This is a genomic window from Pseudomonas floridensis, assembly GCF_002087235.1.
Lineage (GTDB): Bacteria > Pseudomonadota > Gammaproteobacteria > Pseudomonadales > Pseudomonadaceae > Aquipseudomonas > Aquipseudomonas floridensis.
Genome location: NZ_MUIO01000108.1, coordinates 30881 through 43572, shown reverse-complemented (window position 1 = coordinate 43572; position 12692 = coordinate 30881). Strand labels below are relative to the sequence as shown.

Annotated in this window: 14 protein-coding genes, 1 tRNA gene and 3 pseudogenes; 13 read left to right on the top strand and 5 right to left on the bottom strand. The window is 54.1% G+C overall.

Annotated features, from left to right (window positions below; genetic code table 11):
* Positions 1–156 (bottom strand): annotated as a pseudogene (locus BZK31_RS29265) (M48 family peptidase); the annotation flags it as partial.
* A gap of 140 nt (positions 157–296) precedes the next feature.
* Here BZK31_RS29265 and BZK31_RS24010 point away from each other — a divergent pair.
* Entirely contained in the window at positions 297–548 is a 252-nt protein-coding gene (locus BZK31_RS24010) for a sulfurtransferase TusA family protein (protein ID WP_083185771.1), read from the top strand.
* A gap of 30 nt (positions 549–578) precedes the next feature.
* Positions 579–1649: an AI-2E family transporter gene (locus BZK31_RS24005; RefSeq protein ID WP_083185770.1), complete on the top strand. Its 1071-nt coding sequence runs from the start codon at positions 579–581 to the stop codon at positions 1647–1649.
* 51 nt (positions 1650–1700) lie between these two features.
* On the opposite strand, the gene BZK31_RS24000 is transcribed toward BZK31_RS24005, so the two are convergent.
* Together BZK31_RS24000 and BZK31_RS23995 are read right to left on the bottom strand one after the other, a co-directional pair.
* Positions 1701–2174, bottom strand: coding sequence for a peroxiredoxin (locus tag BZK31_RS24000; RefSeq protein WP_083185769.1), 474 nt, complete (start codon positions 2172–2174; stop codon positions 1701–1703).
* Between the two features lie 9 nt (positions 2175–2183).
* Positions 2184–2747, bottom strand: a complete 564-nt coding sequence (locus BZK31_RS23995) for a glycine cleavage system transcriptional repressor (protein ID WP_083185768.1) — start codon at positions 2745–2747, stop codon at positions 2184–2186.
* Between the two features lie 325 nt (positions 2748–3072).
* On the opposite strand from BZK31_RS23995, the gene dapA reads away from it, so the two are divergent.
* From dapA to BZK31_RS23965, 6 genes are all read left to right on the top strand, one after another.
* Positions 3073–3951 (top strand): 4-hydroxy-tetrahydrodipicolinate synthase, encoded by an 879-nt coding sequence (gene dapA, locus BZK31_RS23990; protein WP_083185767.1) that lies wholly within the window; start codon positions 3073–3075, stop codon positions 3949–3951.
* An 18-nt stretch (positions 3952–3969) separates the two neighbouring features.
* Positions 3970–5088: an outer membrane protein assembly factor BamC gene (gene bamC / locus BZK31_RS23985; RefSeq protein ID WP_083185766.1), complete on the top strand. Its 1119-nt coding sequence runs from the start codon at positions 3970–3972 to the stop codon at positions 5086–5088.
* Positions 5089–5847 carry an MBL fold metallo-hydrolase gene (locus tag BZK31_RS23980; protein ID WP_083185765.1) on the top strand — a complete coding sequence of 253 codons (759 nt, stop codon included), beginning with the start codon at positions 5089–5091 and terminating at the stop codon, positions 5845–5847.
* Positions 5848–5875: 28 nt separating this feature from the next.
* Positions 5876–6586: a phosphoribosylaminoimidazolesuccinocarboxamide synthase gene (purC, locus tag BZK31_RS23975; protein WP_004879213.1), complete on the top strand. Its 711-nt coding sequence runs from the start codon at positions 5876–5878 to the stop codon at positions 6584–6586.
* Positions 6587–6678: 92 nt separating this feature from the next.
* Positions 6679–6768: transfer RNA gene (locus BZK31_RS23970), tRNA-Ser, on the top strand.
* 434 nt (positions 6769–7202) lie between these two features.
* Entirely contained in the window at positions 7203–8606 is a 1404-nt protein-coding gene (locus BZK31_RS23965) for a hypothetical protein (protein WP_050575618.1), read from the top strand.
* Between the two features lie 178 nt (positions 8607–8784).
* On the opposite strand, the gene BZK31_RS23960 is transcribed toward BZK31_RS23965, so the two are convergent.
* Complete coding sequence (locus BZK31_RS23960; protein ID WP_083185764.1) at positions 8785–9663, bottom strand: hypothetical protein; 879 nt, start codon at positions 9661–9663, stop codon at positions 8785–8787.
* Positions 9664–9705: 42 nt separating this feature from the next.
* On the opposite strand from BZK31_RS23960, the gene BZK31_RS23955 reads away from it, so the two are divergent.
* The 3 genes and pseudogenes from BZK31_RS23955 (at position 9706) to BZK31_RS30405 (ending at position 11620) form a co-directional block, all read left to right on the top strand.
* Complete coding sequence (locus BZK31_RS23955) at positions 9706–10752, top strand: hypothetical protein (RefSeq protein ID WP_069143926.1); 1047 nt, start codon at positions 9706–9708, stop codon at positions 10750–10752.
* Positions 10742–11110 (top strand): annotated as a pseudogene (locus tag BZK31_RS30410) (Y-family DNA polymerase); the annotation flags it as partial. The gene BZK31_RS23955 and the pseudogene BZK31_RS30410, both read left to right, overlap by 11 nt.
* A 111-nt stretch (positions 11111–11221) precedes the next feature.
* Positions 11222–11620 (top strand): DinB/UmuC family translesion DNA polymerase, encoded by a 399-nt coding sequence (locus tag BZK31_RS30405; RefSeq protein ID WP_330551880.1) that lies wholly within the window; start codon positions 11222–11224, stop codon positions 11618–11620.
* 13 nt (positions 11621–11633) lie between these two features.
* Here BZK31_RS30405 and BZK31_RS23945 read toward each other — a convergent pair whose 3' ends face one another.
* Complete coding sequence (locus BZK31_RS23945; protein WP_341865304.1) at positions 11634–11999, bottom strand: DUF6538 domain-containing protein; 366 nt, start codon at positions 11997–11999, stop codon at positions 11634–11636.
* Between the two features lie 119 nt (positions 12000–12118).
* Between BZK31_RS23945 and mntA the strand changes: the two genes are divergently transcribed.
* Both mntA and BZK31_RS23935 read left to right on the top strand, forming a co-directional pair.
* On the top strand, positions 12119–12535 hold the full coding sequence (gene mntA / locus BZK31_RS30310) for a type VII toxin-antitoxin system MntA family adenylyltransferase antitoxin (RefSeq protein WP_279628817.1): 417 nt from the start codon (positions 12119–12121) through the stop codon (positions 12533–12535).
* Positions 12522–12677: pseudogene (locus BZK31_RS23935) on the top strand (type II toxin-antitoxin system MqsA family antitoxin); the annotation flags it as partial. The gene mntA and the pseudogene BZK31_RS23935, both read left to right, overlap by 14 nt.
* Between the last annotated feature and the right edge of the window lie 15 nt (positions 12678–12692).

Sequence of the window (12692 nt, the reverse complement as noted above, 5' to 3'; positions counted from 1 at the left end):
GCGCAACAGGCCCAGCCAGGCGCGGCCCAGCTTGTGTTCCTGCTCGGGAGAAACGATCGAGGAACTGGCGTCGCCAAGTGACGGCAAGTCATCGGCCATGCTCGGCACGGCAAACAGGCAGGCGAGCGTGAGCAGTGTAGGACGCAAAAAATTCATGCACGAAGCTCTTGTCTGAAGAGCCTGTACTGTAGCTGGCTCAATGGCGTGCTGACCAGAGTGAGGTATTCTTGCTGGCTGGTCCGCGACGCCTTTTGCGGGCTGCTTTGTAATTCGATGTGTCTGCCAGGAGAGAAACGATGTCTGACCCAGTAGCTCGCCCCGAGGCGTGTGACGCCGAGCTTGATGCGTGCGGACTCAACTGCCCGCTGCCCTTGCTCAAGGCCAAGATGGAGCTCAATCGTCTGGCCAGTGGCGCAGTGCTCAAAGTCAGTTCGACCGATGCGGGTTCCCAACGCGATTTCCGGACGTTTGCCAGGCTCGCGGGCCATCAGCTTATGCATGAAGAAGTGGAGGCGGGTGTCTACCGCTACTGGTTGCGCAAAGCCTGATTGCCGCGATTTTTCTGAAAAGAATGTTTGATGTTCAATGTGCTTCGCGGTTGGGTGCAGCGCTACTTCTCTGATGAAGAGGCGGTGGTGCTGGCGGTTCTGCTGTTTCTTGCGTTTACCCTGGTGCTCACGCTGGGTGGCATGCTGGCTCCGGTGCTTGCCGGTCTGGTTCTGGCGTTTCTGATGCAGGGCGTGGTCAATTTTCTCGAGCGTCTGCGTATCCCAGAGGTAGGCGCGGTCGGTATCGTGTTCGCATTGTTCATCGGCGCGCTGCTGGTCTTCCTGCTCGTGCTGGTGCCGCTGCTCTGGCATCAGTTGATCACGCTGTTCAATGAACTGCCGGGCATGCTCGCCAAGTGGCAATCGCTGTTGTTGCTGCTGCCGGAGCGCTATCCGCATCTGGTGTCCGACGAGCAGGTACTGCAGGCCATCGAAGTCGCGCGCGGCGAGATCGGCAAGTTCGGTCAGCTTGCGGTAACGTTTTCCCTGTCGAGCCTGCCACTGCTGGTCAACCTGATGATCTATCTGGTGCTGGTGCCGATCCTGGTTTTCTTCTTCCTCAAGGACCGCCGCATGATCGGCCGCTGGGCGCGGGGCTATCTACCCCGCGAGCGGGCGTTGCTCAACCGCGTAGCCGATGAAATGAATCGTCAGATCGCCAACTACATTCGGGGCAAGGTGATCGAGATCTTCATCTGCGGCGGCGTGACTTACGTCGCGTTCGTCGCCCTTGGGCTCAATTACGCCGCGCTGCTGGCGATGCTGGTCGGGATTTCGGTGGTAGTGCCTTATGTCGGCGCGGTGGTGGTGACCGTGCCTGTCGCGCTGATCGGCTTGTTTCAGTGGGGCTGGGGTGATCAGTTCATCTACCTGATGATGGTGCACGGCATCATTCAAGCGCTGGATGGCAACGTGCTGGTGCCGTTGCTGTTCTCCGAGGCGGTCAACCTGCACCCGGTCGCGATCATCTGCGCCGTGCTGCTGTTCGGTGGACTGTGGGGTTTCTGGGGGATTTTCTTCGCGATTCCGCTCGCCACGCTATTCAAGGCCGTTCTCGATGCCTGGCCGCGCAACGAACCTACAGTGGCGCCGTTGTTGTAACGCTTGCCGTCTATCGCTGCGGTGCATTGCGCGCCGCAGCGATCCGCTCGATCAGCCCTTGTTCAAGGCTTCAGCCTGAGCCAGCACTTCGGCTACATGGCCTGGCACCTTTACGCCGCGCCACTCCTGACGCAGCACGCCGTCCTTATCGATCAGGAACGTGCTGCGATCGACGCCCAGGTATTCCTTGCCGTACAGCTTCTTGAGCTTGATGACGTCGAACAGTTGGCAGACCGCTTCGTCCTTGTCCGAAATCAGTTCGAACGGGAACGATTGTTTGGCCTTGAAGTTCTCGTGCGTCTTGAGGCTGTCGCGGGACACGCCCAGCACTACGGTGTTGGCGGCCTGGAATTGCGCGATATGGTCGCGAAAATCCTGGCCCTGGGTCGTGCATCCGGGTGTGTTGTCTTTCGGGTAGAAATAAATCACCACCTGCTGGCCTTTCAGCTCGGACAGGGTAACGGTCTGGCCGCTGGTGGCGGCTGCCTGGAACTCGGGAACGGGTTGATTTACTGCAACGGCCATGGGAATTCCTTACATCGGGGCTTGTGGGCGCCAGGGTTCGATCAGCGCGTCCAGATTCAATGCGTCGGCAAAGTCGAGGAACTGATCGCGCAGCCAGCTGATTTGCGTACCGGCGGGCAGCGTGACGGTGAAGGTGGCATTGAGCATGGTGCCACCTGTCTGCGGCGCCTGGTAGGTATCGCAGATCAGGTTTTCCAGTTCGACGTTGTGATCAATGAAGAACTGGCACAGCTCATTGATGATGTCCGGACGGTACGCCGAGCTGACGTAGGCCACATAGGGCAGGGCTTCCGGGCGGTTTTCCAGCGTGGCACTGCGCACCACGCTGATCGTGAAGGCGTGCTTCTTGGACAGACCCGGCAGACCGGTCTCGAGACGCGCGAGGGCGTCCCAGCTGCCGGAGACCTGGAGGATCAGCGCACTGCACTCGCCATGGCGGGTCAGGCGCGAAGTAACCACCGAGCAGCGGTTTTCATGGCTGGCTCGGCACAGGACGTTGGTCAGCTCCATGGGGTTTGCGCCAAGGGCACTGATGACAAGGAATTGTTCGCGAACTGTGGGGGTGGACGACATGCAGCATTCCTAGACGATGAGCGGTCGGTACTTTTTTGGACTTGCGGGGCTTTTTCGACAATCGAGAGCGCCGGATGCCGACCGTGGCCCCGGCACGCCGCGCCTGCATGGCTGAACCATGGCTGGGCTGGAATGCGCTGGGGCAGGGCTTCTGGCGACAAATTCGACCGATTGAGCGAGGTGCGCAGGTGACCAGTACCGATCAAAGGACGAAGGGTAGCGAAAACCATCGCTCAGGGGAATGCTCAGAGCGCGGTACTTCGCTTGTACAAGGATGATAGCGCCAGTACCATTACGGCTCTCTTTTTCCGGCAGGAGCGGTTGCATGATTGCGGGCAGTATGGTGGCACTGGTCACACCGATGGATGCACAAGGTCGTCTTGACTGGGACAGCCTGAGCAAACTGGTGGACTTCCACTTGCAAGAGGGCACCAACGCCATTGTTGCCGTCGGTACCACCGGCGAGTCGGCGACGCTCGATGTGAACGAACACATTGAAGTCATCCGTCGCGTGGTCGATCAGGTGGCAGGACGTATTCCGGTGATTGCCGGTACAGGTGCCAATTCGACGCGTGAAGCGGTCGAGCTGACCACCAATGCCAAGACCGCAGGCGCCGATGCCTGCCTGCTGGTGACGCCTTACTACAACAAGCCGACCCAGGAAGGGCTGTTCCAGCACTTCAGCCATATCGCCAATGCGGTCGATATTCCCCAGATTCTCTACAACGTGCCGGGCCGTACCGCCTGCGACATGCTGCCAGAGACCGTCGTGCGCCTGTCGGCCGTTAAGAACATCATCGGTATCAAGGAAGCCACCGGCAACCTGCAGCGCGCCCGTGACATCCTGGCCGGTGTGAGCAGCGACTTTCTGGTGTATTCCGGTGACGACGCCACGGCTGTCGAACTGATGTTGCTGGGCGGCAAGGGCAATATCTCGGTGACCGCCAACGTTGCACCGCGTGCCATGAGCGATCTGTGCGCGGCGGCCATGCGTGGCGATGCCGAGGCTGCCCGGGCGATTCATGAAAAGCTGACGCCGCTCAACAACACACTGTTTATCGAATCCAACCCTATCCCCGTGAAGTGGGCGTTGCATGAAATGGGTATGATGCCGGACGGAATTCGTCTGCCGCTCACCTGGCTCAGCGAAGCCTGTCACGAACCGCTGCGACAGGCCCTGCGCCAGTCCGGCGTCCTGGTTTAATTGAGGAAGCACTACGCAATGAAGCGATTGGCCGGACTTTCCGCACTTGCCTTGATTATCTCCAGCACCAGCGGTTGCGGTTGGCTGTGGGGTGAAGATGGTTACTTCCGTGATCGCGGCAGTGATTACCTTCAAGCGTCCCAGACCGCACCGATGCAGGTGCCTGCCGACGTGACGGGCGTAAAGCGCCTGGACCCGCTGCTGCCGATTCCACGCAACGTAGCCGACAGCACGCAGAAGGACGGTGAATACGTCGTTCCGCGTCCACTGCCACTGGGCACCACGTCCGACTCGGGCGATTTCAGCCTGCAGAAGAGCGGCGACGCTCGCTGGATTCTGGCTCAGCGCCAACCTGCCGAAGTCTGGCCGGTTGCACATCAATATTTCGAAGACAACGGTTTCCGTATCGCTGAAGAGCGTCCGCAGACCGGCGAATTCAGCTCCTCCTGGCAGCGCCTCGACGAACTGTCCGCCTCGGTGGCCAAGCGTCTGACCGCCAGTGGCGTCGCGGCCGACGCGGAGACCCGCGTGCGGGTTCGCATCGAGCCGGGCGTGCAGCGCAACACCAGTGAAGTCTATGTGGTCAGCGTCGAGCGTCCTGCCGGCAGCACGGCCGACGTAGCGTTCCCGACCCGTACGACGAACCTGGGCCTGGATGCCGCGCTGACCGACGATCTGCTGGCCAGCATGAACCGCAACGCCGAGAAGGGCGGTTCCGTTTCCCTGCTGGCAGCGCGTGATTTCGATACTCCTAGTCGTGTCGCCCTGAGCGAAGACGGCAGTGGCAACCCGGTTCTCAACCTGGGTGCCGATCTGGATCGTGCCTGGTCGAGTGTCGGCCGTGCGCTGGATCAGGGTGACTGGCGTGTCGAAGACATCAACCGCAGCCTGGGTCTCTACTACATCAACCTCGCAGAAAAGGCCCAAAAGCCTGACAACGAGCCTGGTTTCTTCGGCCGCATGTTCGGTGGCAAGACCAGCAAGGAAGAGATCGATGCTCGCGCCGAGCGCTATCAGGTTCGCCTGAGCAAGGTGGGTGACAACGTTCAGGTCACGGTCGAGAAGAACATCAATACCGTTGCGCCAGCAGACGTTGCTCGCCGCGTATTGAGCGTCATTCAAGACAACCTGGGTTAAGTGCGCTTCGCGGTTCTCGGCAGCGGCAGCCGTGGCAACGGCACGCTGATCGCAAGCAACGATACGTACGTGCTGGTCGATTGCGGTTTCTCCCTGCGGGAAACCGAGCGACGCCTGGCACGCCTGGGAGTCGCTGGCGAGCAATTGAGCGCAATTTTGGTGACCCACGAACATGCCGATCATGTGCATGGCGTGGGTTTGCTGTCTCGGCGCTACAATCTGCCGGTCTACCTCAGCGGCGGCACCTTGCGCGGGATGCGCAAGCCTGTCGAGGCGGCTGGATTGCTCACAGGTGGCAAGCGGTTGCAGGTCGGCGATCTGGACATCGATGTGGTGTCGGTTGCACATGACGCGCTCGAACCCACGCAGTTCGTCTTCAATGACGGTCGGCGCCGCTTTGGCCTGCTGACCGATCTGGGGTCATACTGCCCGAACGTGCTGCAGCGTTATCACGGCCTGGATGCCTTGATGATCGAAGCCAACCACTGCCGCGACATGCTTGCCCGAGGCCATTACCCGGTCTTCCTCAAGCAGCGCGTCGGCTGTGAAACAGGACATTTGAACAACCATCAGGCCGCCAGCCTGGTGAGCGAGCTGGGATGGCAGGGTTTGCAGCACCTCGTGCTGGCTCATCTGAGCAGCAAGAACAACCTGCCGCATCTGGCCCGGCAGTGTTTCGTCGACACCCTCGGGTGCGACCCGGACTGGCTGCAATTGGCCGATCAAGATTCAGGGCTCGACTGGCGACATATCGCCTAGCCCAACTACTTAGCAAGCGGAGCCCATCATGGAAAAACGTGAAGAACTCTACCGCGGCAAAGCCAAATCGGTTTACAAGACCGACGACGCTGACCGCTTGATCCTGCTGTTTCGTAACGACACGTCGGCGTTCGACGGCAAGCGCATCGAACAGCTGGACCGCAAAGGCATGGTGAACAACAAGTTCAACGCCTTCATCATGCAGAAGCTGGAAGAGGCGGGCGTTCCGACCCAATTCGACAAGCTGCTGGGCGACAACGAGTGCCTGGTCAAGAAGCTGGACATGATCCCGGTCGAGTGCGTCGTGCGTAACTACGCTGCTGGCAGCCTGGTCAAGCGTCTGGGCATCGAAGAAGGTACGAAGCTTGATCCGTACACCTTCGAGCTGTTCCTCAAGGACGACGCCAAGGGTGACCCGTTCATCAACGAATCCCACGTCGTGGCATTCGGTTGGGGCACCGCTGAGCAACTGGTCCGCATGAAAGAGCTATCGCTCAAGGTCAACGAAGTCCTGAAGAAGCTGTTCGACGACGCTGGCCTGCTACTGGTCGACTTCAAGCTTGAATTCGGCGTGTTCCATGGTGAAATCGTTCTGGGCGACGAATTCAGCCCCGACGGCTGCCGCCTGTGGGACAAAGACACCCGCAAGAAGATGGATAAAGACCGCTTCCGCCAGGGCCTCGGTGACGTCATCGAAGCCTACGAAGAAGTCGCCAACCGTCTGGGCGTACCGCTTTAAGCCGCGAAAACGACGCAAGCGTTTGATAGCACGAAAAAATTTAGCCTAAGGGCTTCGCGTCACGCCTCGATGCTGTTATGATGCGCGCCGTTGGAGAGATGCCAGAGTGGCCGAATGGGACGGATTCGAAATCCGTTGTACCTTCACCGGTACCTAGGGTTCGAATCCCTATCTCTCCGCCATATTAAAAACCCTTATGAATCAATGACTTATAAGGGTTTTGGCGAAGTGCTTTTGTACCAGCGCTTTGTACCAAAAAATAGCCCTGATCTTCGGATTGGGGTTTTTTTTGGTCAGAATTCTATCTGGCCAAAGATGATGAAGCTTGTGGGATTGTGGCCTCCGACCTCAGTACAGGTGCTGTTTCGCATCCGAGATACACCGCGTCGGGCTTCTCACGCTGAGCTAAGGCTTCTTCACGCACTCGATTTCATGCTCTGCGGATTAAGGCAGGCAGATAGCTAGCGGCGGCCAGCTATGTGGTTCCTCAAGACAAGCGTTAGCGGCGGTATGAACGGGTCACTCACAAGATACAGGTGCGCCTGTGTGCTGTGGGCTTGAATAAAAAAGATGATCATGGCATTTTGACATAAATATCTAGGCGCAAAGGATTGTCATGCCAACCTCATTATCTAAATATCTCGGAATTCCCAAAGCGACATTGGACTCCCTTGGAGTGTTTGATCCGATTCTTGATCACGATACCCGCCTATTTATCGACCCTCTCCTGCTGAAACACTGCAAAGCCCCCGAATTCGCCTCCAGTTATTCAGATTTACAAAGCAGGTTTTTAGCAATTGGGAAGTTGCTGCAAACAAGCAAGGAAAAACATGATGTTTTCTGGAGGTCGGCTGCCGCTAAGATGAGTTGGCATGAAGTGCGAGGACTTTGTATTGGTTACTCTGCTGGTGGCACTGCAGGAAGCGGAATTGGTAAGGGGCTTAGGGATCGAATTTTAGAGACTGCTAAAATAATTATAGATGCGGGAAAGACCGATCCTGAACTTTTTGAATTGGTGGGACTATTTGAGGATAATTTTGGGCCAGATCGTATTAGTGATATGACTGCCAATATTATTCAAGCTGATATATTGACTTACTCGAATAATATCTACAAAAAAATATTGCCTAAAGGGTGGGCTGGCGCCATTGATAGACGAAGTGGCCTTCCTACAAATCCATTTACAGCCGAACCTATCTTACTAGTCCCCAAAGAGCTGCTTAGAGATTTACCGGCTGCATTTGAGTGGAGCGGGTCAGATGAAATTGGTGTCAGCAGTGAGGAGCTAAGAGAAACGCTCAATGCTTTGGTAGGTTCAAGTTGGCGTTCGCTAGCCAACATGAAAAAAGAAGATCTCAAGAAGTTGATCTTGAAATATCCTGATCTCATTGATGATTTGGTTGATCAGTATGCGTCTAAAGAAATAAAGCCCTACGATTTTAACGAGGATAAAAAGGGTGAGTATTCGTGGTACCAGAGAACAGTAGATGCTGTCTCTGAGCACCCTGTAGAACTATCGCTGAGCGCCCATCCAAATTTAGATGAGGTCCATAAGCTGGTGCTTAAAATTTGCGAGAAGTTTAAGGATCTTGTGGAGAATAACGGCTTAAATACTTTGTTCTATGACAATAAATCGAAAATAAAAAATGAGACGGCAATCCAGTTGGCATTTTATGGTGTGGCGGAATCTTATTGTGAAGCAAATAAGATAATGATCGCCAGGGAGTCAAATTCTGGTCGTGGGCCAGTAGACTTCAAGTTTGGTTCTAATGGTGAGAATAGTGTGTTGGTTGAGATTAAGAAATCGGACAATTCCCATTTGAAAACCGGCATCACCCGTCAACTCCCTGAGTATATGAAATCTGAAAAATCCCGAAGAGCTATTTATTTAATACTCGATTTGGGTATGAATCAGAGGCAAGTCGATAATATGAACTCTGTTCATCAAGCGATTGCGGGGTCAAATATATCTGTGGTGTATATTGATGGTCAGCTCAAGCCTAGTGCGAGCAAGTACTAAATTTATGCCTTATTCAGAATGCTCACAGGGCAGGTCCGCGGTCGCTTAGCGACCTGCAAGCAGACCAAAGATACGCTGGGTTACTGACTAACGCTCAATGAAAGGCAGATCATTGGTGACGTTCTGCCTTTCGTATGGATTGATCTGGCAAGATTTCTGAGCCTTGTATCGTCGTTGCCTAGCTGTTTGCCTGCGTCTTATGGAATTCTTCAAGACACTCTGTGAAATCGTTCCTGAATTCCGTTGAGCTATGATCGTTTATCCAATAGTAGCTGCGGATTTCACTTGCTTGGATTTCTAGCTCTTTTAGCTTTTCAGAAATTACATCAATTTCGTCAAGTGCATTTTTCTGTGCCATGGAATTCTTACGAAGTTCCACGTATCTCCAAAATTTCCCCGCTTCTATGTTGGTGATTCTTTGACCGTAATTGAAAAGGGTCGTAGTGCCTGCCTTTTGTAATCGTGCGTAGAATTTTAGCTGGTTGATAAAGACGGTAGATACGTTTTCGAGTGTTATATGGTTTTGCGTTTCGTTTTTCATGCAGGCGTCGATAAATGGAAAATTATCGTCGTGCTGTATGTTAAACCATGAAAATGAAGTTCTATATGATTGGGTGGTTGTCGCTATTTTTTCATGCTCCTTAAAATACTCGTATGCGTCGAAGAGAATTTTATCTTGCTTCCCAACTAAATCTTCGTATTTTTGATCGAGAGCCTTGAATTTCTTATCTATTTCCGATCTTGGCATCGTTTGCTGCGCGTTACCAAAATTTCTTGAGGATCGATATGCATAATCGGCAAGGAAATCAGAGTATTCGAGTTCGCCCTTATGGGCTAGCTCCTGTGCTAGTTTGTGAAGCTCGGCTTTAGCACCAACAAAGTCGCAATCGTCTATTTTGGCAAAGATTGAATTCAGCTCTTCATGCTTCACGTCGGATCTCCCTATGTGGTGGTAGGCAAGCACATTGCCTGCTTTACCCTGATGCGTGATACGTGGCGTGATCCTCAATAGGAGGAAATCGTGAGCCTGCCACGCTTTGAAACCTTCGTCGAGCACTGGTATGGTCCGATCTAGAGCGTTTCAACGTAAGGGAGCGGCATGAAGATTTGGGCGTGTGCGAAAGGGGTAAACGGCTTCATCAATCGGGAGGATGGTCGCTACAAGCTGTTCTTCATCTGGCAAGTCCTCAAGATGCGCCGCCTGAACCCCTCTGAATTCAGCGCTTTGACCTTCTTCAGTACCCACAGCCGAGAGGAAAAGCGCCGTGAGATGGTTGCCGTCAAGAACGGGTATTTCCGGTACAAGAACCTTGATCCGATGACTCGAACTGGTGACAGTGATGGCGAATCCCTTTCCCATGCCTGTCTCATAGCCATCCTTTCCCAGCTCGAAACGATCAATTTCGTCATTGATAATGAGATCGTTCCCTTCACCTTCACGCGCCTCGTAGCTGAGGAAACCCGGTTAAAATTCGGGAACGGCAATGGCTACATTCCTGACCTGTATGGCGAGTTCACAGCCGACAATCCTTACTACAAGAAGTGGGGAGGGAAGGTGGCGATTGAGGTCTACTATTCGAACCCATGCGGCATGCAGAAGGTTGTCGATTTCCGTGACCACGGAATCCCCATCATCGAAATCAAAATTACTGACAGCATCAAGGTTGAGAAGTACATCAACAAAGATGATGTAGAAGGGAGTCTTGAGAGGCGCTACCAGCAGGTTTCTGAAATCGTTTCTCGGCAGTTGTACTGCAAAGTGCTTTCTGACCCGGTGAGCACCAGATTCCATGAAGATTTCGCACGGCAGGCAGAGAGGGATCGGATAGCTCTGGTCGAGAAAAACAAGCGCGAAACCACATTTCTTTTCAATAAGCTTCGTGAAGCCGAATCGCTCGCTGAGGCGGTGGGCAAGGAGCGGGATGGCTTTTCCCATGCGAAAGGTTTGTTGGAAAAGGATAAAGCTGGTCTTGAGGCTTCGACCACTGAGCTGAACCAAAACGTGGAGAATCTGAAGATCGAGCTTGGGAAATACAAGACGGCGTACACGAACAGGGTTAACGAGATCAAAACCTTGAAGGGCGAATTGGAAGATACCAAGGCAGGATTCTTGATGAAGATCTGGCGAGCGATACGTGAGCGCTGAGAGGTTGTTTGATCCGACCTTGATAGGCGTTCCGGTGGTCGCTTTGTCCAACTCAGACGGTTGTGTCGTTTCGCGTTGCCCCATAGCCAAAATCAAAGATCCCCATATTGGTGGGCTCGGCATAAAAATGGGTGCCCCCTTCTTTGAAATTAAGCACCTGTTGAAGTCTCACGGCTTGCGGGTTGTATCCTCAAATTACGCTCTTTACTAAGAAGTCAGCAACCGCGTAATGCGCGTTCTAGAGAGCTTCGCCCCTCGCATCGAGGTTTACTCAATTGACGAGTCATGGCTAGATTTCTCCGGTGTGCAAGGCGATCTGGAGGCGCTAGGTCGTGGGATCCAACTGGCTGTGAAAAAGCAGGTGGGTATTGGTGTTGGGGTGGGTTTCGGTCCTACGAAAACCTTGGCGAAAGCTGCCAATTTCAGCGCAAAAAAATGGCGGAAAGAGACTGGTGGTGGCGTCGTTTTGATGGACGAAATTCGACGGGATAAGCTGCTTCAGTGGATGCCTGTTGATGAGATTTGGGGCATCGGCAGGCAGCTTTCCAAGCGCCTTGAACTGATGGGCGTGAAGAAGGCAATTGACCTCCAGCGGTACGACCGAAAATCGTTGAGAAAGCTCTTCAACGTGAACGTCGAGAAGACCTCAATGGAGCTAAAAGGTGTGTACTGCTATGCGTTGTCTGAGGGTGCTGAGCCGAAGCAAACCATCGCCAGTACAAGGTCGTTCGGTGAGCGGATTACTGAGCTTCAAGGGCTTCGTGAAGCCGTCACGACTTATACGTCCAGAGCCTGTGCAAAGCTTCGCTCGGAGGCGCAATTGTCATCGTGTCTGCAGGTGTTTACCCCTGCATGTGCAGGTGCATGATGCGTTCTTTCTGCTAAGCCTTGAGTCGGTCAAGTTCAGGCTCGTCAAAGGTTGAACCCTTACCGATGAGGTCATTGATGAGGGACTTGATGTGCTCTGTTTCGCGATCAGCCTTGGCAGCCATGTACGTCACAGCTACCTCCTTTACCTCTTCAAAATCCATGTTCAGACGAAAATCGCGGTCTTCGGCGCGTTGGATTTTTCGTTTCGCCTCGATCTCTGTCTTCCATCGCTTGATGACAGGGATTTTCAGATTCTGAGCTTCAGCCTTGGAGCCTGTCTTGAGAGACTGGGAAAATTGGCTCTTACCGAAATACTCGCGCAGGTCTGCTGGAATCACGTAGCGGGCGTGCCAAGTGCCTGCTTTGAGGAATAAGATTGCCTGCTGCCATGAGGGGCACGCTTGCTGTGCGGTAGAGATACTGTTTTGTACCAGTATTTTGTACCAAACTGGAGCGAAACCCTTGAGGGGCTTGGGTTTAAAGGGCTGAGAGGCTAGTGGCAGATTTTCCCTATCTCTCCGCCATACATAGAAAGCCCCAGAAGCAATGCTTCTGGGGCTTTTTCGTTTTGGGTCTGTTACGGTCTGCCGGCCAGAGGCTACCTACGGATTTCCAGCATCTACTGGCTCATTTGAAGGCTAAATTGCCGGACGTGTTGGCAGTTTATGTGTTCGGTAGCCAGGCCAGCGGTCATGCCACGGCACAGAGCCATCTGGACATGGCGGTGCTCATTCCGGGCACTCTGGACCCGATAGCGCTGTGGAGCCTGTCGGGAGAGGTTTCAGACATCGCCAACCTTCCCGTTGATTGGCTGGACCTGCGGTCAGCATCGACCGTCATGCAGTATCAGATCATTACCAAAGACCAACACCGAATCGATGTCGATCCCTCTCGTGGCGCTCGATCCGCGTGAAGCTGCGGACATTTTCGAAGGTGGTGTCAATGCGTTTTCACGTTATGAGAACGGCAAGACCCAGCCGCCACTTGCGCTGATCCATCTGCTCAAGTTACCGGATCGTCATTCCGAACTGCTGGATGAGGTCCGCACATCGTGATTCGCTGTCTGCAAC